Below are 23,480 nucleotides of genomic sequence, written 5' to 3' on the forward strand. Positions count from 1 at the left end.
GTAGCCGTGCTCCAATCAACAAAAAAGGCGCCTTCCCCGAGGAAGGCGCCTAAATCTTTGCCGGACAAACCCTATACCAAGGTCAGGCCAGCTTTTCCATCTCGCGAAGAACCGCTTGGCCCATCATTTCCGTTCCAACGCGAGCCATGCCGGGGGACATGATATCCCCCGTTCGCAGACCTGTAGCCAGAACATTGGACACAGCCGTTTCAATCAGATCCGCATCCTCGGCGCGATTGAGCGAATACCGCAGCAGCATGGCGAAAGACAGGATCTGGGCCAGCGGATTGGCGATCCCCTTGCCTGCGATGTCCGGCGCGCTGCCATGGATCGGTTCATACAGCGCATTGCGTTTGCCATCGGCGCGAACCGGGCCAAGCGTTGCAGACGGCAGCATGCCGAGTGAGCCGGTCAGCATCGATGCCAGATCGGACAGGATGTCTCCGAACAGATTGCCCGTCACGATGACATCGAACTGGTTCGGGTCACGCACAAGCTGCATCGCGCAGTTATCAGCCAACATGTGCGAAAGCTGGACGTCGGAATATTCGCGCTTGTGAATGTCGGTTACGACTTCCTTCCACAGGAGGCCGCTTTCCATGACATTGCACTTCTCGACCGAGCATACGCAGTTGTCGCGCTTGCGGGCCAGATCGAACGCCACGCGCGCCACACGCTCGATTTCGGACGTCGTGTAAACTTCCGTATTGATGCCGCGACGTGAACCATCTGGCAGCGTCTCGATCCCACGCGGTTCACCAAAATAGATGCCCCCGACCGTCTCGCGAACAATCATCAGGTCAAGTCCGCGCACCACTTCCGGCTTCAGCGCGGAGGCCTCAATCAGTGCATCGAACAGCTTGGCCGGACGCAGATTGGCGAACAATTCGAGTTCCTTGCGGAGCTTGAGGATTGCCACTTCCGGACGCTTGTCAAAGCCAACATGGCTCCAGGCCGGATCACCCACCGAGCCAAACAGAACCGCATCAGACTGGCGGGCCAGTTCAACAACCTCATCGCGGATCGGCACGCCGTGCACCGCAAGCGACACTGCGCCAACGAGTTCTTCCGTGATTTCAAGCTTCAGTCCGCGATGCGCACTCATCCAATGCACGATCCGCGCAACTTCGCGCATGACTTCCGGACCGATTCCGTCTCCGGCCAGAACCAGAAGTTTGTGTGCGTCGCTCATTTCACAGTCCCTATGGTAATTGACGGCACCCATGCGCGGGCTGGACGATGTTCGAAGCTGCTGATTTCGGCATCATGGGCCATGGTTTGTCCGATATCGTCCAGCCCTTCGAGCAACATGTGACGCCGGAACGGATCAACTTCGAACGGGATAGTCTCGCCATTCGGACGCACGATCACCTGACGCTCCAGATCCACCGTCAGACGTGAATTCGAACCCTGACGCGCATCGTCCATCAGTTCGTCGCAGATCTGGCGCGGCAGCGGGATCGGCAGGATACCGTTCTTGAAGCAGTTATTGAAAAAGATGTCGGCAAAGCTGGGTGCGATCACACAGCGGATTCCGAAATCCAGCAGCGCCCAAGGGGCATGTTCACGCGAGGAGCCACATCCCAGATTGTCGTAAGTAATCAGGATTTCGGCGTGCCGGTATGGGTCCTGATTGAGCACGAAATCCGGCTTTTCGTTACCATCGGCGTCATAGCGCTGGGCCGCGAAGGCACTTTTTCCCAGACCAGTCCGCTGGATGGTTTTGAGAAAGCGGGCCGGAATGATCTGGTCCGTATCAATATTCTCGGTCGGCATGGGCGCCGCAATGGCGGTCAGTTCCGTGAACTTGTCCATCAGACGGTCTCCTTCACCAGTTCACGCACATCGCACAGACGCCCCGTCACAGCTGCCGCTGCCGCCATGGCAGGCGAGCAGAGATGCGTCCGGCCCTCAGGTCCCTGACGCCCCTCGAAATTGCGGTTGGAGGTTGACGCGCAACGCTGGCCCGGCGTCAGACGGTCCGGATTCATCCCCAGACACATCGAGCAACCAGCCTCACGCCACTCAAAACCGGCATCAAGGAACACCTTGTCCAGCCCTTCGCCTTCAGCGGCATGCTTCACCAGACCGGAGCCGGGAACAATCATGGCCCGAACACCCTCGGCAACATGTCGTCCGCGCACCACATCCGCAGCAGCGCGCAGATCTTCCAGACGGCTGTTCGTGCAGGAGCCGATAAACACGACATCCACTGGCGTTCCAGCGATTTTCTGCCCAGCCTCAAGCCCCATATAATCCAGAGCACGCTGGATCTGGGCTGCACGGGCCGGATCGGCAACGTCTGACGGGGACGGCACGGAACCATCGATCGGCAGCACATCCTGCGGGCTGGTACCCCATGTGACGGACGGGATGATCTCTTCAGCGGCGAGCGTGACTTCCGTGTCGAAATAGGCGCCTTCGTCAGACGCCAGACTGCGCCAGTACTCACAAGCCTGCTCGAACGCTTCATCCTTCGGCGCGAACGGACGGCCCTTTACATAAGCGAAGGTTGTCTCGTCAGGCGCCACCAGCCCTGCACGTGCACCGGCTTCGATGGACATGTTGCATAGCGTCATACGCCCTGCCATGTCCAGATCACGGATTGCAGATCCTGCAAATTCAATGACATGGCCAGTGCCACCAGCGGTGCCAATGCGCCCGATGATGGCCAGCATGATGTCCTTGGCCGTTACGCCCGGACCGACCTTGCCTTCAACGGAGACGCGCATGTTCTTCGCGGGTTTCTGCAGGATCGTCTGCGTCGCGAGCACATGCTCGACTTCGGACGTCCCGATCCCGAATGCAAGAGAACCAAGGGCGCCATGCGTGGAGGTATGACTGTCACCGCAGACGATCGTCATGCCCGGCAGGGAAATGCCCTGTTCCGGCCCGACGACGTGCACGATCCCCTGAGAGGCGGAACGCAGCGGGAAATAGGGGATGCCGAATTCGGCAACATTCTTCTCAAGCGTTTCGATCTGGAGACGGCTCTGCGGCTCCTCGATTGGCTTGGAACGGTCGGACGTGGGAACGTTGTGGTCCACCACGGCCACCGTGGCATCCGGACGACGCACGCGGCGCCCGGACAGCCGCAGACCTTCAAAGGCCTGCGGGCTTGTCACCTCATGGACGAGGTGCCGGTCGATGTAGAGGATGCACGTCCCGTCTTCGAGGCGTTCGACGACATGGTCGTCCCAGATCTTGTCAAAAAGGGTTCTGGACGAATTGGTAACGGGCATCCTGTCTCTACTCCGGACGGTTTAGGAAGCGGCCTTGCTGTCAGCCTTCGGCAGATCGCGGGGACGCTCGGCAATACGGGCGGACTTGCCCGAACGGCCGCGCAGGTAATACAGCTTCGCGCGACGGACTTTACCACGACGCACAACTTCGATGCTGGCGATTGACGGTGCGTACAGCGGGAACACGCGCTCCACGCCTTCACCGTTGGAGATCTTGCGAACCGTGAAGTTGCTGTTCAGACCCTTGTTGGAACGGGCGATGACAACGCCTTCGAAGCTCTGAACACGCTCACGCGTGCCTTCGACAACGCGGACGCCAACGCGGACCGTGTCACCTGCAATGAACTCGGGAACAGCGCGGACGCCGGAAAGACGCTCGATTTCGCGCGCCTCATACTGCTGGATAATGTTCATGACCAAACTCCTGAAAACAAAACTTCAATGGACCTGCTGTCGTGCCAGATACGCATCCCAGAGGTCCGGGCGGCGCGCCTTCGTGACGGCGATTGACTGTTCATGGCGCCAGCGGGCGATGGCACCATGGTTGCCGGAGAGAAGAATGTCGGGCACGTCCCGCCCGTCCCACACTGCCGGCTTGGTATATTGTGGATATTCAAGAAGCCCCTCAGCAAAGCTCTCGTCCTGACCGCTGACATCTGATCCCATAACGCCGGGAAGGAGCCGTACGCACGCATCCAGAAGAGTCAGGGCGGGAATTTCTCCACCTGACAGTACGACATCGCCCATGCAAAGCTGTTCGATATCGTGCTTTTCCAGAACGCGCTCGTCCACGCCTTCGAAACGACCGCAGAGAACAACGACCCCTGGCCCGGATGACAGACGCTCCGCATCTTCATGCGACATGCGCTTGCCCCGTGGTGTCGGGTAGACGACCGGACGACCGTCCAGCGCGGGAAGCGCCGAGAGAGCCGTATCCAGAACGTCCGCCCGCATCACCATGCCGGCTCCGCCACCAAAAGGCGTGTCGTCCACGGCCCGGTGGCGTCCCAGTCCATGCTGGCGCAGATCATGCGCCTCACAGGACCAGATCCCCCGCTCCAGCGCCCGACCCGCAAGGGAGAACCCCAGCGGCCCCGGAAACATGTCGGGGAAAAGGGTCAGGATGTCCGCGCGCCAGCTCATGCCCGCACCTGGACCTCGCCAGAGAGATCCCCCTCGACCTCGACTTCAACAGGAGGGACAAGGGTCACTTCCCGTTTCGCGAGATCAACGCGCGGCACGCAGGCCAGCGTGAAGGGCACGATCAGACCACGATCCACTTCGAGGCTGACGCCTGCGCCGTAATCGTGAACGACCGATACCGTCCCGAGAATATCTCCGTCTTCCGAGACAGCCGTCATACCGATCAGATCGGCATGATAGAATTCGTCGTCTTCGGTTTCCGGAAGAACGGTGCGCGGAACATACAGCTTGGCATTGACCAGACGTTCGGCGGCCGTACGGTCAGGGAGATCCTGGCCTTCGGCATCCGTCAGTGCAGCCACGCCAGCCGAAATCCAGCGTGCCGTCCATGCCCTGCCCTGCCCGTCATGCAGCACGCCCAGCGTCTCGACCGAAGCCGGATCATCTGTGGCAGCATGAAGATGCACCAGACCGCGGACACCGTGCGGACGACCGACGGTGGCAATCAGGACATCGCTGTCAGGGTTGAAGCGGGGCACGTCTCGGGCTTCCTGAAAAGCAGCTCAATCAGGCCGCAACAGCGGCAGCAGCAGCCTTGGCGCGTTCCTGAGCCTTCGCCTTCGGAGCGGACTGCTTGGGCTGCTCGTTGTAGGTCGGCTTCGGAGCCAGGCCTGCATTACCGAGGAAACGGGCGACACGGTCCGTGGCGAGGGCGCCGTTGGACAGCCAGTGCTTGATGCGCTCGTCAACCAGACGGATACGGTCGGCGTGATCAGCCGGCAGCATCGGGTTGTAGGAACCAACCTTCTCGATGAAACGGCCATCGCGCGGGCTGCGGCTGTCAGCAACAACGATGTGGTAGTAGGGACGCTTCTTGGCACCTGCACGTGCAAGACGGATCTTGAGGCTCATGAAATACTCCTGAGAGACAGAACTTGTAAAAAAACGGGACAGATCAGGCGAAAGGCGGCCGTCCACCGGGTTTACCCCCGGGGCCACCCATGCCCTTCATCAGATCCGCCAGACCTCCTGCACCACCCATGCCACGCATCAGGCCACCAAGGCCCATCTTGCTGATGCGTTTCATCATGGTGGACATGTCGTTGAACTGTTTGAGCAGACGGTTGATCTCCGGAACCGTGGTTCCCGAGCCTGCTGCAATGCGCTTTTTGCGGGACGCCTTGATGATCTCCGGCGTCTTGCGCTCCTGCTTCGTCATCGAGGAAATGATGGCCTTGTGACGCTTGAAGATCGACGTATCGAGCTCCTTGTCACCCAGCATATCCTTGATCTTTCCCATTCCCGGCATCATGCCGAGAATGCCGGAAATCGAGCCCATGCGGTTGATCTGGTTGATCTGGGACACATAGTCATCCAGATCGAACTTGCCCGCGAGCATCTTCTTGGCAACGCGCTCACCTTCCTCGTGATCGAGGGTTTCGGCAGCACGTTCCACCAGCCCGGCAACGTCCCCCAGACCGAGAATACGGCCTGCAACACGCTCGGGATGGAATTCTTCAAGCGCTTCGAGGTTCTCACCCGAACCGGTCAGCTTGATCGGCGCGCCCGTGATGGCCTTCATGGACAGGGCCGCGCCTCCGCGGGCGTCACCGTCCATCCGGCTCATGACGACGCCAGTGATGCCAACAGCTTCGTTGAAGGCCTTCGCGGTGTTGACGGCGTCCTGACCGGTCATCGCATCAACGACCAGCAATGTCTCGGCAGGCTTGGTGAGCGTGCGGATTTCCCGCACTTCATCCATCAGCGCTTCGTCGATGGACAGACGGCCTGCCGTATCGAGAATAACGACGTCATAACCTTCGAGACGACCGGTCTCGAGCGCACGCTTTGCGATCTGGACAGGCGACTGTCCGGCAATGATCGGCAGAGCCTGAACGCGACCCGTCTGGGCGTTGACGCGCTCAGCCAGCTGCTGAAGCTGGAGCTGCGCGGCCGGACGCTGGACATCAAGGCTGGCGAGAAGGACTTTCTTGTTCTCACGACCGGACAGGCGCAGGGCGATCTTGCCGGAGGTCGTCGTCTTACCCGAACCCTGCAGACCCACCATCAGCACTGGAACCGGCGGATTGGCGGACAGGTTCAGCGGAACCGCCCCTGCCCCGCCCAATGCGTCGATCAGGGCATCGTTGACGATCTTGGCGACAGCCTGACCAGGAGAAACGCTTTCCAGCACTTCCTGCCCAACAGACCGCTCGCGAACCTTGTTGACGAAGTCCCGCACCACAGGCAGAGCAACGTCTGCCTCCAGCATGGCGAGACGCACTTCACGCATGGCCTCGGTGACATCAGCCTCCGAGAGCTTCCCGTTCTTGGAAAGCCCTTCGAGGACACCGGACATCTTGCCTGAGAGTTGATCGAACAACGGGTCACCTTAAAAGCAAACAGAAACACGCCACTGCGCGAGTCTTCGCGAGGTGGCGTGTCCGGAAACAGAGTCTGTCTATTCCCTTGCAGCCGAAGCGTCAAGCGATAGACGCAGAAACCTCAGTTTTTCAGGGCATATCGTCCGGTTCACCCTCTGGCGGGTGCCCCATCAGAGCCTTCATCTGTTCATGAAGCGCCTTGAGCTTGGTCATGGTCTCCTTACCCTGCTGGCGCTGTGCGGGCGTCAGTAGATCATGAAGCTGTTCCATGGTTTCGAGATGGAGCGCGGAGACTTTGGCCTTGAGCTCATTCTCCTGTCCATTCAGATCCGTGAGTGTTGCACGATCCAGATCCCCGACAGAACTGAGAGCATCGTGGATTTTCTCCTCGATAGCCCGCCCTTCGAGACGAAGCGCGCGCTCGTCCTGATGAGCCTTCTCAAAAATGGCCTTAAGCTTTGTTTTTTGATCCGCCGTCAGCGTAACGCCAGGAGGAACAGGAGGCATCATATGGCCGGGAGCACCACGCGGGCCTCCCAGAGACGGCTGAACCCAGCCGGACACATGATGCGCTTGTGCCGAGGCCAGAAGAGGAGTTCCCATCAGGCCCAGAGCCACCATGGCGGGAAGTAAGGCAGTAGGGCGAAGGATCGTCATGGACGTCATATCCTTGGAGGTTATGGCAGCCGGAAACGCACGGGGCGCCTCCATGACGTTCTAGATGGCACGCTTCAATGTTGCTGAGTTCCCCCTCCTCCGTTTCAAAAAGTAAGGGCATAGGGTATATGTAACACGGCGACTTGACGGAAAATGTTTCCCGTCGCATGAAGCATCCAGATCCGAACAGACTCCTTCAGAAATGAAGCCTGCCGGATGGAGAGGTGGCCGAGTGGTTTAAGGCAGCGGTCTTGAAAACCGCCGTGCGTGGAAGCGTACCGTGGGTTCGAATCCCACCCTCTCCGCCAGATAAATCAAAAACTCCCAGAATTTCCAGAGAGTTATCTGATTTATCAAAATCTATCCCACCTTAGGTCCCATCTTAGAAAATGCGTCACCCTGCGGCGCCCGGACGCGATATGCGTCGTCCTGTAAATGTATCGATGCGACTTGCTGACTGAAATCCTGTGTTTCTCAGAGGCATCCAGATAATCTGAGGCCGCGCCTGAAGCAGCACTCCGCGAAACTTCGCTCAGAAATATCTTGAAATCGTCGCCCGTGTTCAGCTAACGTTCTTTCGTTAGTTGACACCACGTTACAGAAGACTTCCACAAGGGAAGTGCACGACCTGCCTCTGATCGAAGCAGTAATTTTGCAGAATCTTGAACGCCCAAAAAACCAGCGAACCAGGTGTCATCGTGAGCCCCGCAAGGGGCATGGTTGGATGAGCGTATCATGGATTCTACACTACCAAGTCGTCCCTCGGGTGACTTTTTCATAAGCCGTCGCGAGGCTGCGATACGGCTTTGTGTCTCTCTCTCCACGATTGATCGGTATGTCGCCGCTGGGGTTCTGCAGCGCTACAAGATTGGACCGCGTCGGACGCTCTTTCGGCTACGCGACGTCGAGCATCTCGTGCGTCGCGACGATGTCGGCTTTCAGGCACCTGCGCCGGTGCCCTTGGGACCGGATTTCTAGTCATCTTGCCCCTCAAGGGAAGGTCCCTGCAAATCCCGCCTTAATACTGAAAGTCGAACCGATGTTTGATGTCGCCGAAAAAGAATTTTCTTGGGACGCTCCTTGGGGCTTCCTCGAAGTAAAAAAAGTTGCTCAAGACTTTTTTTACTGGCTTCTCACGAATATCTTCAGAGGCCCCACGGGCAACATTTACGTAGCAGCATCTTTCCGGACATGCATAGGCTCTCTATCAGAAATTTGTAAATCCGTTCATTGTAATGTGCCTTCTTATGTCACCGAAGACTGGTTTAGTGTCCGTATGACGACCCCAAATTTTTCGGATAGAAAAATCGAGCAGGTTATAGAAAGGCTAACGCTGAAATTGGACTATGCAAGGATTGGGGGAGTAAAACTTTGGGCAGCTTTAGATGCAGTCATGGAATTGCTGTTTGCTCGGGCATCATCCTGGTCTGATGCATTGACACTGGATGACCTCCTGCCGCAGCTGACGTCAGGCCGGATGATCCAAGTTTATGACGAATACCGGAAGGCAGGTCTGCCACTCAATATAATTGCAGAGCACGTTCTCTTTTATAAAAGACCAATCCGATCCGATGAGCAGGTCCGTCTTGCTCGCGCTTTGAGGGATCTTGGCTGGAAACGGCATCGCACGGCACAGGCCCGGCGTTGGATAGCACCTCCTGATTTTCCAACAAGAGACCGAAACAATTCCCGATGGGATCAAGAGGTGACGTCTCTTTGAGGTGTAGTAAATTTGCAAGTCCCAATGTGCGGTGACGAGCCGTAGCCTCACGACCACCGTTGGAGCAGCATCTGACATCCCAAGTTGTCGCATATGGGGGGCGAGCGGAATGTCAGTTATCGGGAAGCAATAGCCGAAAGTCGCCATTCGCAGCACTCAGGTTCATGGCGCCTACCGATTCATCTAAGACATTCAGCGGTCAAATTTCGGTCCTCAGAAGCGGGCCGTCCGCTACCTGACAGCACCCTTCGATTTGGCCGCATTTTACCAGGCCAGTGGTAGGGTCGATAGCGTGAAGAGCCAACGTTCTGCCAAGTCAACGGCCACGCCTCATCATGCGGCAAGTTCTCTGGCGACGGCCGCAAAATATGCGGGGTACGCTTGGAGGGCAAGGATGGTCGCTTGATGCCGACAAGCCGTACGAACACCCGCGCGGTCGCGAACACCGTTCCATAGTACAGACAAGAAATTGGCTACGACACGGTCTGCGAAACCTGCTTCAGTGAAGGCAATCGCGGACGGATCGGTCAAACCGTATTTAATTTGCTTTTGGAGATTCGAGAGACCCGCGAAGAGGGCTTCATCCGTGCCTTCGGCCAAGTCCGCCAGTGAGGCAGTGATCATCGCCAGATCGTAAGCGAACGCGCCCTCGCATAGGGCAACTGCATCTTCAACCGCTGCCCGGTCGCCGCTCACCCTGATATCGAGGGCGGTCATGCGTTGATGGATATGATGGTAGGGACGGCCAGCGACCCAATCGGCCAAGGCGTCCGGTAGAAAATCCGTGCTGGAAAGCGACCGGATCGAGGATGACGAGTTCCATGAAATGATTTTTGCTGCCACATAAGGCAGGAGCTGATCGGCTTCGATTGCCGCCCTAAGTGGGGCGGCATTTTCATTAAGCCAAGTCTGTAGTTCAGCTACGATCGCCGGAGGAAGCGGAGACTTCCGAATAACAGCGCGTTGATCGCCGTCAGCGTTCGCCGCGATGGCAGCGGCAATCATCTGAAACACTGCGACGAGTACCTGTTTGGTTTCCTGGCCTGCGAGGTGATAGGCCAGAGTGCGGGCGGCCAGTTCGGCCACTCGGTCCTGACTCTCTTCTTCCAGAAATGTCATGTTCGCCACGAGAAAGGCGGCGATGGCTTGGATAGCTCTCGCACGCCCCTCGATAAATTTGCGAAACTCGACCGCGCTGATGTTCGGTTGAAGAGCGAGCGCTTCGTTCACGACCTGCTCGATCCGCGCAGCGTCGGCAAAGGCGAGATCGAGCCACTGAGGGAGCATGGGCTGGACGAGCGGTGGCGCACCCTTCTGACGCTGCTCATAATCCGAGAATAGCGCGAGGATGCTGCTTCTGGTCGGCTCCGACTTACTGGCATCGACGAGCTCTTTCGCCTCATCCCAACGCCACCTTTGCCGAAATTCATTCCGCTGATCGAAGATCGACGGTGTGGAGAAAATCACGCTCCCTTCGGTGTGCATACCAGCACGACCGGCGCGGCCCATCAAATTTTGAAAGTCGCGGACCATGATACGCTCTGCACCTTGCCGGGTCGATGTCACGATCAGATACTTGAGCGGGAAGTTAACCCCTTGCGCCAATGTCGAGGTGCACACGACAAACTTGGCGAGCCCCTCTTTCATAGCGTGCTCGATGCAAAGCCGGAGACCCTGCGGTGTGTCGGCATGGTGCGCGAATATCCCAAGAGCAGCAGCCGTCGTCGCACTGGCGGCGACACCGAGATGCTGTTGGGACAAGGAGCTGATCTTGCCAACTTCAGCCACGTCGGAAACGTCGATTGGGCGGGGGAAACCAGCGCCCCTGTTGTAGATATCGACTGCACGACGACAGATTTTCGTCACGCTGTCTTTCCTGCCGCAAAAGACTGCCACGCTGCCATTTGCGACGACGTGCAAGCCAAGGAATAGACCGACTTCACCGCCATCCGACTTTGCCGGAAAGCGCTGAACCTTTCTCTCCCTTCCGAGAAGATCCAGTTCGATGTCGTCGATGATCCGTGGTACCCAGAATTCGGTTTCCTCGGGGGCGGTTGGGCTTACATATTGCAGCCGACCTCTGGCATCCTGCCAGCTCGCAAAAGCGATGCTTTTCGATGTCGGTAACAACCCCGCGCCGTCAATAACAGCTTCGGCGTCACCAACCAACCAATCTGCAACCGCACTGGCGTTGCCAATGACTGCAGAGATCAGAATGACCTGCGTTGCCTCAGGTAGCGTCAGTTTCAGCGATGTCAGCAGAAGCTCGTAGGTGGGACCGCGCGTTAGGCCGTCAAACTGATGTCCCTCGTCGTAAATGACGAGGCCGATGCGCTCGACCAGCTCCGGTGCGCGTCGCAGCATGTAAAGCAGCTTCTCAGGCGTGACGATCAGGACTGTATTTACGGCCATTATCTCTTCCAGTTGAATGTCAAACTGGAAGGAATCCGATGCCTCATCGAGCTTGATCGGCTCTCCGGCAAAAGCGGCGGCGAGGTCGCCCCGGATGTCATGGCAAAGCGACCGATAGGGCGCAACGATGATCGCCAGTGAAGCACGCTGTGACAGGAACGCTGAACGGATAATCAGTTCGGTCGCACGGGTTTTGCCTGCACTGGTCGGCATCTGGATGACCGCAGATCTACCTTGGAGCAGCCCGGCCGCTGCAATTCTTTGTTGCGCGGGCCATAATTCGAAGGGGAAATGAGCCTTTGCCAGCGCCGGCCGCCAGGCATCGGCGTCGAGGCCGGATGCACTAGGGAGAATTGATCGAGAGGCGTTGCGTAGTTTCGTTGCGCAGATCGCTGCAGCCAAGTCGGCATACAGAAGCTCTCTCGGGGAGCCGTTCTGATAAGTGCCGTTGCGAAGTCGATCGGTTGCGGCGGAGACCAAATCGACCCCAGAATCGAAAGTCGTAAATCCGGCCATTGATGCCAGAACAGTGTTTAGATTTGGCGAGATGCCGGGAATCTGGGAAAACTCATTTTGGAGGAGGTGGTAGGTCAAAAGACCCAGGCCGCCCGCCAACTCTGGGGATGGGGTCTCCATTTTCTTGATGATTACGGCTGCGTTCCCGATGCTGCCATTTAGATAATAGGCCGATGCGCAGAGCAGCGAAAATTCAACCGAGATTGTCTCGTCGAGTTTTGCGTTCAAGTAAGCGTCGAAGAAAGTGGAAGCAAACCGTAGGCCCTCCCTGACAGTCAGGTCGACGCCGGTCCAACTGGTCGGAAGAAGGTCCGCGTCGAACGCCGCGATGGTTTCCGCCTCTCGAAATTCATTAGCTGTAACGGAAGCCACATCGCCGAGGATGCCCACCGCTAGGTCGAAAAGTATGGAGGGGTCGCGATAGAGCTGTATGAAATATTCAGGCGCAACCCGAAACTCGTACATCTTTGCGCGTGCGCGCGTGGCGGAGAGAACGCGATTGGCGGTTGCTTCAGGCTTCATTGGCTGCCCTTTCGTAAAGGGCATGAACTAGCTTCATGAGCGACGGACCACGGATCACAAGCAAGCGTAGATTGTCCTCGTTCTGATGACCTGTGGTGTTTGTCTCTTCCAGATTTGTCGTCGCATAAACATCAACATCCAGAACCGCTGCTGCGCCATTGACCCTTTTGAACGGCCGATCGGACTCATTCTGAAACCGCTGGATCCAGCTGGCCTCGACAGCCTGGCCGCGCACGAGCAACCTTTGTTTCATGGCATTGAGCGTCATGGCTTCACGCAAGTGATCCTTCATGGAGTCCGTGACGGCATCCTGCAGTCGGTTCTTGTCGGTCGCCGACAGCCCTGACTTGGATTCCACTACGAACAATTCGTCATTGGCGTGGTCACCCTGCGGATGAACATATCTGATACCGACTATATCCGAGCCCTGAGTAGAGCCCTGCCGGTTCCAGCGATCTTGATATCGCAGTTGCCGAGGACACCAGTAGCCGAGGATAAATTGTATGAAGTCAGCAACCAGGATTTCACCGAAGTCGCCTGAGCGCAGACTTGGGCCAGGTGACGTCTTAGCGTCGGGGAACAGAATCGTCTGCAGAAAATCCGCGTGGCTTTTGCCCGTGCCCGCCGCCATCGCGGCAAGGTCCGAGTCTACACAATAGTGCTGGCGGAAGTGCGTGGCCCATTCTGACAGGATGGCCTCATCCCCTTCGGGATTGAATTTCCATATCTCGATTTCCCGACCGCAGGCGCTCAGGCGTCTTTCACCTGTGTCCTTCAGCCAATTAATATGAGGCGGTATAGCCAAGAACCAAGACCCCCTGTCAATACTTTACGTTTCTCTACCCAGCAACGCTTTGTTAGTCACGGGTTAATTTAGAGAATTCTGACACTGGTACTATCTGACTAAATTAAGGGCTCGCATCCGCCATCTAAAGATCGGCAATACGCGCAGCAATGCGACATTCAAAGCTGGGCGTCCCATCTACTTGCGAACTCTAAATGAACCACTTTTGCGCATAGCATTTTGTCCGTCTAAAAACGGAATCTCACAGTTGGTGCGATCATCAAGGAACGTCTCCGCGAAGTATTTCAAAAGCCGCGAATCACGCATTACCTTGAGATCACCGGGAAGGTGGTTGATCACCTCCTGGCTAGCCAACACCACCAGCTTGGCGCGGGGCCGCGAGGCCATGACGTTGAAACGATTGAGCGATAGGAGGAACTCGTCCTCGTCAGCGATCGCGTCAGGATCACCCAGCGCATAACTGGCTATGATCACATCACGCTGCTGCCCTTGGAAGCGCTCGACGGTGTTTACCGCGCTGCGAATGAGCCTGCTGTCGTCACCGAGCGGTTCGAAGAGGGACTGGAGCTTGGATACCACCAGTGCCTTGTGGGCGCGGTGCGGCGTCACAACGCCGACAGCGTCGGTCCAGAAGCTCTTCGCGTCATGCAGCCCTGCGCTAGTGGCCTGCGGATCCCCTTCGAGGCCAGCGCCGAGATGGCTCCGAAGTATCCAGAGCAGCGCCGCCACAGTCTGAGCTTCGAAATCGTTCCACTGGCTGCTGCATCCTTCCGGATAAATAAAAGCGGATAGCGGCTGATTAGGCTCCAGTAGCCGAGCGAGTTCGGCACCGAAAGCAAGACTTCCGGGCCAGTTCGCAGGTGCTATCGCAGGGAGTGGCGTCTCTAACCGCATACGCAGATCCGGAAACCGAGCGGTAAGGCTGGCCGGATAACCGGCGAAGCGCCCGAAGCCGACTATCATGCTGTTCGAACGGTAGTTCTCCAATAGATCTTTCGAGGCCACCCCTCGATGGGCCGCGACGAAGTCGTAAACGGATCCAACGAGCTTTTCGAGACCGAGAGGGGGCTGCACTGCCTGGATAGGCGGTAGCTGCTTGGGGTCGCCGACGACGATTGTCGAGCCGCCTTCGGCAAGCGGTGCCAGCGCAAGCACGGAGCTCGCCATGTCCATTTGGGACGCCTCGTCGATCAGGACCACGTCAAAGAGCGACTGGGCCACGTTGCCCTTTAGGCCGGCAAATTTAGTTACCTGCTGAGGCGGCGCCGACACAATCGTGGACATCGTCCTGGCGACCAGCAGGTCGTGCAGGTCGGGGATGCCGGGCGCATCTTTATCATTAAGGAGATTGGCGCCCACCGGCAGACCCGGAGCATCCTCCCTCGAATCGGAACGCAGACGAGCCAGTCGCACCTTGCCGGTCGTCGCCTCTCCGAGTGAGACTATCTGGTAAAAGGTGCGCAGCACGACATTGTCGATTGCATCGTAGGTATTGCTCGTCACGAGGATCCGGATAGCTCGGCCAGAAGCGTGAGCTTCTAACAGCAACCCTAGCAGGATGGCGCGCAGCGTCTGCGACTTCCCCGTTCCGGGCGGCCCCCAAATAAGAGCGACGCGTTTCTCCATCGCTTCGCGCCATGCGTCCCACTGGCTGTCATTGAGCTTGGTATCGAGAGATTCCAGCGTCGCTCGTGTCGCTGCAGCATTTCTGCCCGTAGGAGCGAGCGCCGTCTTTTTTGTATCCCAAAGCACCTCTGCTACGGGCACATGCGCGGTCGCAGTCTTGGGCGCTGCCTTCCCGATGACGTTGGCTGTCGGCGTTCCAGCACTCATTGCCAGGGGCGGATTGCCGATCGCCTTAAGCACGGTTTCGAGCCTTCTCGTCAAGAAGTCCTGAACCTGGCGGTCGAGGACGACATCACGGCGTAGGTCAAGCGTTGCTTCAATCTGTCGCAGATAGGTATCGACCTCTGGCTTGAAGGATACGGCGACGAGCCGGGCATCGCGGTCGATGGCGAGCAGTTGCGTCCCCGTCAGAGATCCGGCGAAATCGAACTCCCGGATCCAACCCGGTAGATCCACAGCGAGCGGTACGCCGCCGGTGAACTCGCCGACCCGGCGCGAATAGAAGTCCGGTATGGAAGCGGGCGATAGAGCGCAGAGGAAGTCGCGCTCCTCGAACTTGGCTTCGCGGGATCCTTCAGCTAGCGTATAAATCCGTACCCCGGGATGCAGCGTGATCCCGAGCGTCGATGCCGCGGTAGCTAGATCGGCACCGGTGAGTTCCACTTCCAGTCGTGCGGCGAGATACTTGGCCTCCCGCTCGTGCACAGGCATTGCCAGGGAAATAGCGTGTTCTAGTCTGACGACTTGGGCATTGAGGCAAGCGAAAGCATACCAGATCTGCCCGTCTGCACTTACCCTCTGCAGAGATGCAGGTGGCTTGATCTCCGTGATCTTCGGCGCACGACTACGCAATTGGCCCTGGAGGTCGAGGCGCAGGCGCCACATGATGGAATGAAGGGCATGCAGCTTCATCGTCACCGTCGCACGCAACTGCGTGATCTGCTGGCTCCATGGACGAGGTTGCCCCATCTTGGTCCAAATCTCGTGCGCCCGCTCCGACGGGACCTGATCGGACAACGGATCTTCAAAGATCACCGGCACGCGGAATTCAAATGGCGTTCCGCCAGCCTTTGGCGGAGGTGCATAGGTGCGCGCTAGTCCGAGCAACGAGTAGTAGTGCGGAATGGGTGCCGCCACCAGCGCCTGGATCGCGTTGCGGACGATTGTTATGGGCGCATTTGCCGAGCGCAACTTTGCGTTCTCTATAATCTGTTCTGGCGGAAACAACCACGCCAGCTTCTTGAGATTGCCGTCGGCGAGGACGTGCTGGAGGTTGCGGCCAATTACGCGTAGCATGTGTTCGTAAGTGACGCTGTCCCAGATGTAGATCTGGACCGTCGCGTTGGCCTTGACCTTCGTCGCATCGGAGAGCGCCTTTTCGACATACGCGAGAAAACTCATCAGTTCGCGAGTTTCGCTCTGGACACTGCGCGTGTCGTTCACGAAGACCTGTGCCTCGACCCTCTCGCGCTGACCGTTAATATTTGAGTGGCCACCGACGCCAAAGGCCAGAGTCAGGCCGCTACCGACATCGAAATCGGCCGATAGATAGAGATTGAGATCCGCCCAGTCCGGAATGACGGCCGAAGTGCCCGAGCCGGCGGGAATATCGCTGATACCGGTCGCAAGCGAGTGCGCCCGACCCGCAACTACTGTCCGTGTGGCTCGCAGTTTTGGATGGCAGTTGAACACCGCGTCGTCGGCCGGCAGCGGAGCCAGCAAGCCGGTGGTACTGATGTTGAGGTTGCCAAGTGCGCGCCGAGCACCGCGGGGCAGAAAGGCGATGGAACTGAGATGCCCTTGCGCCTTGGCCATGGGCATGCAGTGATCCGAATGTTCCGCAGTGGTCGCGTTCCACACGTAGCCGAGATACTCGCAGCCGCTGCAGCCGGTGCCCACATGCCAGTCGAGATCCTTCCATGGACTGGCTAGCGCTTGAGGAAGCTCCACGACGAAGAAGTGCCTGAGTCGCGGCGAGAAGACGTCGATCTCGAGCGTCTCAATGTCCTCGTTTAGCGCGGTCGCCAATTCGTTCGCGGTCGGCGTAGTACCCGCTTTCAGTCGATCGGCCTTGAGCCGGATGATCGTCGCTGCGTCATGCGATCCCGGCCAGATGGCTGCCTCGGCGACGACCGCGTACCGGTCGGCATAACCGTTGTCGGTAAGCCAGCCCGCCAACGCCAAAGAGTAGTAGGTGATCTCCGCAAAGTACGACGCGCTCGGCTCGGCAGTCATCTTAATGTCAATAACGCGCAAACCGATTCGACCATCTCCATCGTGGACGGAGCCGTCTGCCTCTACGATCCGGCTCACCTTTGCGGGGGAAAACACCTGAATCAAGTCAGGCACCAGCTTCGCAAAGCCTAGCGAATGCGTGACAACCAAAGCGTCGATGCCGATAGCCGTCTGAAAGCCTAGGCCAACATCGAACTCGGGCCTCACTAGAAACGCACCAGGCTGCGCCCGGGGCATCACGTTCTTTAGTTTTTGGTCCTGGAACTCTGTTCCGGTCACGGTGCCTATGACTGACGCACTACCGAAAGTGTTCTGCAGATCTTTCAGCTTGTCCTGCTCCCAGCGGCTGCCTTCCTGAGTCAGTGCCGCCATTCCGGTGCGAGCGACTGTCTTCGGCGGCATGCCCTGCGCATCACGCTCCTGCTGATACTGCTTGTTTTCCGGCGAAAGGAGAAGACGAAGCTGACGAGGACAATCAGTCCTGAAGTAATTGCTGACAACACGCTTACTGAGATACGGCACTGACTTCCCCCGATTACTTCTGTGTATCTAAGTTCAACGCAGAGCGTCCTCAAGCTTAATCGGCTCCGATCGTCCCCATTTTCGCCTCGGAGCCAATGCCTTACCGACAAGAGCGGCTCTACGTAGCGCGGCCGCGTCGATAGCGTTGAAAGGCAGCGCTAGGTCGCCGTATCGTTTGAGCCACGCCGTGACCTCTGTTTCGACCTCGGCCAATTCCTGCTCGCAGACCTTTAGGACGGGCGTAGGCCCGCCACCGTGCCGAAGGACGAAGACCGCGTCCCAGAGCCCGCGCTCACCCTGAGCATGCAGGCCATTGCCAGCTTCGCCGGGCATGGGCAGAACGCTTGTGATCCGCAAATCAGTGCGGGCTATTGCCTCCGCGAGCGCCTGCCAGGCTGGAGCATCGGTATGCCGGTATGAGAATGCGACGATGCCGTTACGCTTTAGCACCCGAGCGATTTCTTCAAAGGCCTGACCCAGTCCGTCCGTGTAGCGTTCGACACTCCCAGCACGTGACCTATTGGCGACGAGGCTATTGGCCAGGATGTCCTGTTGCTCGCGTGCGTCGAGCACCTCGAGGCATTGTAGCCAAGGGCCAAAGAAGCGCGCGAGTTCGGAATAGGCGATGTTGTCGAAATAAGGCGGATCCGTCATGACGACGTCGATGGATCTGTTCGGGAGAAACGCGAGATTGCCAGCTGTCCCCATGTGAATTTGGTTCTTCCGCCGACGGGTCCGCGTGGGCACTTCAATGAAGCCCTTTGCTCCCGTCGGCTCCTTGGGACTACGCGCGTAGGCGGCTGCGGCAGTGAGCTTGCGGACAGCGTTGGGAAATGTACCGCGCCCCGCCCGCTCGATCCATGGATTGAGCTCGACCGGACGTTGGATATGCCGGAACGCTCGGAGCGAAAACAGCGGCGTGAGACGCCGCCAGCCTCCAGCGTAGGACGCCATCATGCAATTCGTGGTCAGATGATCGCTGAATGCCATCGCGACCGCGCTGCGGAGAGGATGATCAAGAAGCGAGATCTCTTTGGCCAGCAGGCCGAGATGCAGCAGCTGCCGGGCATTGAAAAGGTCGCGCCAGCGACGATAACCATAGGCGCTCAACCGTTCGTCCGACCAGCCCGACGTATCTATCTCGTCGTCCGGAATCAACACCTCTCCTGCCAGCTCTGCATTCGCGAGCGCCACTTTTGCACGCTCATACTGGCGCACGTCCTCGTCAACGGCTTTACGGAAGGTGCGCTCCGACATGGGCACCATGCGCATGCTGACGTCGCCCGCGATCGTTTCCACCGCGAAAAGCCGCCAGCGCGGAGCGCCATCACGCCGTCCATACTCAATGAGCTGATCGCCGTGCTCGCAGTGAGGGCATTTCGCCCGACCCCGCAGAACAGTTCCGTGATCGCAATCGGTACGGTGGCCGCAGCTATCGCATTCGAATGACGCAGTGCGCGCAGGCAGATCGTGGATCGTGCCACAGGCGGAGCAGAAAGCGTGGCGCGTAGTGCCGTCGTCAGCAAGGACGTGATTGGGATGCGCATCGAAATGACTTCCGCAGCCAGCACACTCTACGACCTGCACCCAGAAGTGGTGCAACACTTGGTCGCCGTGCCTGACGTGAAACTCTGCAAGTCGGCTCCCGACCCGTTCCTTCAGGTCGGCGAGGATAGGGCTCAAATCCGGTAGATCAGCCGCCCCCAACTCCAGGCGGCTGACTGCGCAGGCAACAGGATCTACGTCACAGCCGTATGCTGTGGCACCGAGCCGGGATGCCTCGAAAACCGACGTACCGCCACCGACGAAAGGGTCCAGCACCTTCAAACCGGTAAGATCTGCGCCTCCGTAATAAAGTTCCCCAAAATCTGCGTCCGGCTCCGACGTGACACCGATGAGCAAGCTGCGGAACACCGATCCTAGTCTGCGCGCGAACCATTTGTGTGCGGTATAGATCGGGCGAGGCCGCCGCCCTTCGCGAATAGCAAACGCGACGAGTTGCTCTATCGGAAGCTGCCCAGCCTCCACGAGAGATAGCCGATTGATCCGTACGCTTTTCCGCGTTTTCTTTTCTTTTTGCTTTAGGGTCATCGGCATTCTCCTTCCTTTTGGAAATTCCTCCAAGTATTCAGTGGTAATAAAGGTCGTTTAAAGAGGAGCCCACCCTGTCCAGCCGCACCTCGAGAGGTAGAGTGTTCTGATGATCGCAGCATTCTAGATCATGCCGCCCGTACGACCGATCTCATAGAATCCACCGGCTCAAGCTGACATCCCCACATCGCACGCCCAATGTCCGGTTTCCTCAAAATCGATTCCGTAACCCGACAGTCGCGAATATTCCACATGCAATTTTCAGATAGCGGTTGTTCACTGCGCAGGGAGCGGCAGCTTTCTTCGATGCAGCGCCGCAGAGCGGACTGACCAGAAAGTCCCAAACCCGGTCTATTGCGGCTCGCCTGACAATGTCGGCTTTCGGGCAACCGTCATAACTGTTGGGATGTCTGGCATGAGGGGACTGCTGCCTGTCTGCTTAATTCTTGAAGACGAGAGGTAGCAATGAGGGAAGAACGAGCTGATCGCTGTGGAGGACCCAGCACCCGGCGGACCTTCCTGCTGTTCATTCAACTGCGTGTAACAGCCACTATGCGCCTCGATTACGATTGTTCAATAGACTGCGAGCTAATACAGAAAACGGTCGCTCGGGCGACTTATTCTGGCAAGTTTTTCCAGCAACGATATTAGGTCTCTTATGTGTACGTTGAATTCGACAAGGGTATAGAGCAGGCATTCGAGTTGATAGCGCGGAATTATGCCGGCCCATTGCCGATCGATGGGACTGTGGCTCATCTTAACATCCAGCTCGGGCTCAGCAATTTGATTGTATTAGTTCTTTTTTTGCTCTAGATTTTCTTCTGTTCAATTGGTAAAATAGTTGCTTGCTCCTAACCTTCGTATTATTTGTGGACGCAGATAGAGCGGAGGCTGAGTTGGCTTTTTTTCATGATGACGAAATTGCGACCCTTCACATCGAGAATGTAATCTTGCACGTTGTCGGGGACGAAGAATTCAATCCCGAAACAATGCGGATAGTTGAACATGCTGATTTCTTCGTCGAGCGCATTCGCAATACTGATGTAGCTTCAGTGTTCGAGTTTCAGGCGGATTCGCAGACAAAGGCTCAGCTTGAGCGTATGGCCCGCGATGAGGACGAATTCGAAACCGGTGGCCAGGCACTTGCTCGCGAATTTTCTCGTTTCCATCTCGGAAGCAGCCGTGATGGCGCCTTCTTCATTTTTGAATTAAGGACCGCTAATCCCGATGTTCGCATCTACAGTTTGATTAAATATGATTATCAGCAGGTAATAGAGCAACAACAGCAGAATGATGGTACCAATCTCTTACGCCTCATCGTGCAGGCCTTCGTGGCTGACAAAAGTGCGATTCAAAAGTCAGCTCTGGTGCGGGTCGTCAATGGCGTGGCAGAAATGGCGATTGCGGCAAAGGATCGTGTGAAGCAAGCGCCGGAAATCGGGGATTATTTTGCAAATTATTTGCACGTTGTCCGCGTACGTGACGATGAGCAGTTAAATCGCAAGGCGATCGAAGCAGTGGGCAATGCATTGAAAGAGCTTAAGGACATTTTGCCTGATTGTGATGTCCCAAGGGCCTTCCGGGAGGCAAAGGTAGCCTTGAACAATCGGCAACGTATCAATCCGGCTGCTCTGGAAGACGCTGTGCTAGCGGCGGCGGGCAATCCCGAGGATGAACGGATTATCACAAGGATTCAAAAATGCGTTCAGCGTAAAGTCAAGTCCGCCAAACTCGGAGGTCTTGAATTTTCTCCGAACCGCGACCTTCTCCGTAGTCCGGCGATCCGAAAGGTTCGAACAACTGAGGGCGTTTTGCTTTTTTATCCAGATCGCGTAGGCGACGCAAATGTTGAACGTTTGCGGACGGCGGATGGCGGCGAAGTGATCACAATCACAACGAGGCATGTTGAGGAGGATGGTATTGTCCGTCGAGAGCCTCGCAGCGCGTCTTGATGCGCTTGATGCCGACGGGGCCTTTGTTTCTGAGAGCGAGGCCATCGTCAGCATTTCAAATCTGAGCGCTGCAATCGCACGCGAGATCGGAACGCTTGCCTTAACTTTGGGTTGGGACACGGTGACCTTCGATGGGGCAGGAAACGACTGGGCGCTTGAAGATCTTGATGAGTCTTTTGCGCCGTTCAGAGTCGATCTCGAAAAACCACTCGGGCCGGAAGGTGTACTGCGCCTACTGACTAATGTTGGTTTCGCCTCTTGGTTAGAGCGGGATGTGTCCAGTGTGCATTGGCAGGTGGCTCACCTCACGACTAAAATTGTCGCAGTAGGCGCTTGTTTTACGCCTTGGGATAACGAGACTACGGAGTTTACGCCTAGTCTGGGCTTGCGCGGACCACGAACCCTTGTTCGTGAGTTTGCTGGTCAGCGAGCCGTGCCGGCCACGCTAGCGCGCTGGCTCCTGCGTGATGTCGATACTCTGTCACTCCATGATCCTGCGGCTAGGCTATGGGCAGAGCATGCATCGCGCATGCTGCTTCTGTCGCTGCCGGATGAGTTTGACGCAGATCGCGGATCACTCCGGTTCAGAGGGCCACCACGACTTGAGTTGAGCTATCCTATAATAGGGGAGCCCTTCGCGACGATACTTGGATTGCCAGGAATTAAGGATCTGCAGGCGGCGTTGGCGTGGGTATTTGAGATCGAGCGCGAAAGCGAGATGCGCCATATCTTGCTCGCGACCGAACTTGCTCGATGTGGCGGGACAGTTGATGAGGCGCCGGAGTTCCTGCGCGATTATCTTGGCGCGGCATTGGAAGGCGCAAAAACTGCCTATCAGGTCCAACTCGCCGGCATGAGTAGTGACGCTCTCAAGACGCTGGTAGAACTGCGCAAGAGTGTCACCGATGAAACGGCGAAAGTATCCGATGCAACGCGTCAGGTTATCACAGCGGTTGCGAGCGCGCTGGCAGTTGGTGCCGGGCTGATCGCGACACGAGTGACGACAAACGCGAGCCCGTTACTGATCATACTTGTGATGGTGATGGCGGGAGCCTATGTTGCGATTACCATTATCTCTGGCGTAATGTTTGCCCATTTACAGCGCGAAGTGCGTAAAGAGTGGCAACCCAGACTCTACAGGTTTCTATCGCAACCGGACTATGAAGCGCTGGTTGCCGGCCCCGCTCGTACGGCAGAGAAGGCGCTCTGGTACTCCTCTATTTTGGGTACGCTTGCAATCATTGTGATGGCCTGCGCGATCTTCCTGACCCCTCCAGCATTAAGCGAACGCAAAGAAGATGCACAGATCCCGAAGGATGTGTCGGCACCGACATTGGTTGAAGCCCACACGCCGCCAAAGAACAGAACGATACCGGTTAGCGGCGCCCCGGCGAATGATCCGGTGCCAGCGCCATCCAGAGTAAATTCCGCCCACGAACATAAATAGGCCACCCACCGATCGCGGGCATAGCAGCTGCCATAAACTTCAAGCGTTATGATCCTAAGCTTTCAACTGGCCACTTTTCATTTCGAACGCACTTGAACGCAGCAGGTCCGCTTACGCCTTCATGGGGGACATCCAAGCAGTGGCGACCATTGGCCGAAAGGCGACATTGTTAAGCGGACCCCGATAAGCAGAGTTTGAGACGAATC

General features: G+C 57.4%; 17 protein-coding genes and 1 tRNA gene. 5 read left to right on the forward strand and 13 right to left on the reverse strand.

Features of this window, described 5'->3' with window-relative positions:
* Positions 1-82: 82 nt before the first annotated feature.
* From leuB to HKD21_RS06135, 9 genes are all read right to left on the reverse strand, one after another.
* On the reverse strand, positions 83-1,192 hold the full coding sequence (leuB, locus tag HKD21_RS06095) for a 3-isopropylmalate dehydrogenase (RefSeq protein ID WP_194254696.1): 1,110 nt from the start codon (positions 1,190-1,192) through the stop codon (positions 83-85).
* Positions 1,189-1,815 (reverse strand): 3-isopropylmalate dehydratase small subunit, encoded by a 627-nt coding sequence (gene leuD, locus HKD21_RS06100; protein ID WP_194254697.1) that lies wholly within the window; start codon positions 1,813-1,815, stop codon positions 1,189-1,191. The genes leuB and leuD overlap by 4 nt, the downstream gene beginning before the upstream one ends.
* Positions 1,815-3,242: a 3-isopropylmalate dehydratase large subunit gene (gene leuC / locus HKD21_RS06105; protein WP_194254698.1), complete on the reverse strand. Its 1,428-nt coding sequence runs from the start codon at positions 3,240-3,242 to the stop codon at positions 1,815-1,817. The genes leuD and leuC overlap by 1 nt, the downstream gene beginning before the upstream one ends.
* Before the next feature lie 21 nt (positions 3,243-3,263).
* On the reverse strand, positions 3,264-3,656 hold the full coding sequence (gene rplS, locus HKD21_RS06110; protein ID WP_041110658.1) for a 50S ribosomal protein L19: 393 nt from the start codon (positions 3,654-3,656) through the stop codon (positions 3,264-3,266).
* A 24-nt stretch (positions 3,657-3,680) separates the two neighbouring features.
* Positions 3,681-4,385: a tRNA (guanosine(37)-N1)-methyltransferase TrmD gene (trmD, locus tag HKD21_RS06115; RefSeq protein ID WP_062109737.1), complete on the reverse strand. Its 705-nt coding sequence runs from the start codon at positions 4,383-4,385 to the stop codon at positions 3,681-3,683.
* Positions 4,382-4,924, reverse strand: coding sequence for a ribosome maturation factor RimM (gene rimM, locus HKD21_RS06120; protein WP_099286542.1), 543 nt, complete (start codon positions 4,922-4,924; stop codon positions 4,382-4,384). The genes trmD and rimM overlap by 4 nt, the downstream gene beginning before the upstream one ends.
* Positions 4,925-4,952: 28 nt before the next feature.
* The gene (rpsP, locus tag HKD21_RS06125) at positions 4,953-5,297 is read right to left on the reverse strand and encodes a 30S ribosomal protein S16 (RefSeq protein WP_194254699.1); all 345 of its coding nucleotides are present in this window, start codon (positions 5,295-5,297) and stop codon (positions 4,953-4,955) included.
* 43 nt (positions 5,298-5,340) lie between these two features.
* Positions 5,341-6,768 carry a signal recognition particle protein gene (gene ffh, locus HKD21_RS06130; protein ID WP_194254700.1) on the reverse strand — a complete coding sequence of 476 codons (1,428 nt, stop codon included), beginning with the start codon at positions 6,766-6,768 and terminating at the stop codon, positions 5,341-5,343.
* Between the two features lie 130 nt (positions 6,769-6,898).
* Positions 6,899-7,426, reverse strand: a complete 528-nt coding sequence (locus HKD21_RS06135; protein WP_228121032.1) for a Spy/CpxP family protein refolding chaperone — start codon at positions 7,424-7,426, stop codon at positions 6,899-6,901.
* Positions 7,427-7,644: 218 nt separating this feature from the next.
* On the opposite strand from HKD21_RS06135, the gene HKD21_RS06140 reads away from it, so the two are divergent.
* The 3 genes from HKD21_RS06140 to HKD21_RS06150 all read left to right on the forward strand — a co-directional run bounded on the left by HKD21_RS06140 (position 7,645) and on the right by HKD21_RS06150 (position 9,146).
* Positions 7,645-7,734: transfer RNA gene (locus tag HKD21_RS06140), tRNA-Ser, on the forward strand.
* A 427-nt stretch (positions 7,735-8,161) separates the two neighbouring features.
* On the forward strand, positions 8,162-8,404 hold the full coding sequence (locus HKD21_RS06145) for a helix-turn-helix transcriptional regulator (RefSeq protein ID WP_194254701.1): 243 nt from the start codon (positions 8,162-8,164) through the stop codon (positions 8,402-8,404).
* A gap of 61 nt (positions 8,405-8,465) precedes the next feature.
* Complete coding sequence (locus HKD21_RS06150) at positions 8,466-9,146, forward strand: hypothetical protein (RefSeq protein ID WP_228121034.1); 681 nt, start codon at positions 8,466-8,468, stop codon at positions 9,144-9,146.
* Between the two features lie 333 nt (positions 9,147-9,479).
* Here the strand turns inward: HKD21_RS06150 and HKD21_RS06155 are convergent, their stop codons facing one another.
* From HKD21_RS06155 to HKD21_RS06170, 4 genes are all read right to left on the reverse strand, one after another.
* Positions 9,480-12,596, reverse strand: coding sequence for a DEAD/DEAH box helicase (locus HKD21_RS06155; protein ID WP_194254702.1), 3,117 nt, complete (start codon positions 12,594-12,596; stop codon positions 9,480-9,482).
* Entirely contained in the window at positions 12,586-13,401 is an 816-nt protein-coding gene (locus HKD21_RS06160; protein ID WP_228121036.1) for a DUF1837 domain-containing protein, read from the reverse strand. The genes HKD21_RS06155 and HKD21_RS06160 overlap by 11 nt, the downstream gene beginning before the upstream one ends.
* Positions 13,402-13,578: 177 nt before the next feature.
* Entirely contained in the window at positions 13,579-17,784 is a 4,206-nt protein-coding gene (locus HKD21_RS14565; protein ID WP_194254703.1) for a DEAD/DEAH box helicase, read from the reverse strand.
* 33 nt (positions 17,785-17,817) lie between these two features.
* Positions 17,818-19,875: a hypothetical protein gene (locus HKD21_RS06170; protein WP_194254704.1), complete on the reverse strand. Its 2,058-nt coding sequence runs from the start codon at positions 19,873-19,875 to the stop codon at positions 17,818-17,820.
* Between the two features lie 896 nt (positions 19,876-20,771).
* Here HKD21_RS06170 and HKD21_RS06175 point away from each other — a divergent pair.
* Positions 20,772-21,827 carry a hypothetical protein gene (locus tag HKD21_RS06175; protein ID WP_194254705.1) on the forward strand — a complete coding sequence of 352 codons (1,056 nt, stop codon included), beginning with the start codon at positions 20,772-20,774 and terminating at the stop codon, positions 21,825-21,827.
* Complete coding sequence (locus tag HKD21_RS06180) at positions 21,790-23,274, forward strand: hypothetical protein (protein WP_194254706.1); 1,485 nt, start codon at positions 21,790-21,792, stop codon at positions 23,272-23,274. The genes HKD21_RS06175 and HKD21_RS06180 overlap by 38 nt, the downstream gene beginning before the upstream one ends.
* The last annotated feature ends 206 nt before the right edge of the window (positions 23,275-23,480 follow it).

This window comes from Gluconobacter cerevisiae, from assembly GCF_015244675.1.
Lineage (GTDB): Bacteria > Pseudomonadota > Alphaproteobacteria > Acetobacterales > Acetobacteraceae > Gluconobacter > Gluconobacter cerevisiae.

Bases quoted from the DNA above. Each gene is read 5' to 3' on its own strand.
- leuB (WP_194254696.1), bottom strand. From the start codon at position 1,192: ATGAGCGACGCACACAAACTTCTGGTTCTGGCCGGAGACGGAATCGGT.
- leuD (WP_194254697.1), bottom strand. From the start codon at position 1,815: ATGGACAAGTTCACGGAACTGACCGCCATTGCGGCGCCCATGCCGACC.
- leuC (WP_194254698.1), bottom strand. From the start codon at position 3,242: ATGCCCGTTACCAATTCGTCCAGAACCCTTTTTGACAAGATCTGGGAC.
- HKD21_RS06150 (WP_228121034.1), top strand. From the start codon at position 8,466: ATGTTTGATGTCGCCGAAAAAGAATTTTCTTGGGACGCTCCTTGGGGC.
- HKD21_RS06135 (WP_228121032.1), bottom strand. From the start codon at position 7,426: ATGACGATCCTTCGCCCTACTGCCTTACTTCCCGCCATGGTGGCTCTG.
- HKD21_RS06155 (WP_194254702.1), bottom strand. From the start codon at position 12,596: ATGAAGCCTGAAGCAACCGCCAATCGCGTTCTCTCCGCCACGCGCGCA.
- trmD (WP_062109737.1), bottom strand. From the start codon at position 4,385: ATGAGCTGGCGCGCGGACATCCTGACCCTTTTCCCCGACATGTTTCCG.
- rpsP (WP_194254699.1), bottom strand. From the start codon at position 5,297: ATGAGCCTCAAGATCCGTCTTGCACGTGCAGGTGCCAAGAAGCGTCCC.
- HKD21_RS06180 (WP_194254706.1), top strand. From the start codon at position 21,790: ATGGTATTGTCCGTCGAGAGCCTCGCAGCGCGTCTTGATGCGCTTGAT.
- rplS (WP_041110658.1), bottom strand. From the start codon at position 3,656: ATGAACATTATCCAGCAGTATGAGGCGCGCGAAATCGAGCGTCTTTCC.
- HKD21_RS06170 (WP_194254704.1), bottom strand. From the start codon at position 19,875: ATGACCCTAAAGCAAAAAGAAAAGAAAACGCGGAAAAGCGTACGGATC.
- HKD21_RS06145 (WP_194254701.1), top strand. From the start codon at position 8,162: ATGGATTCTACACTACCAAGTCGTCCCTCGGGTGACTTTTTCATAAGC.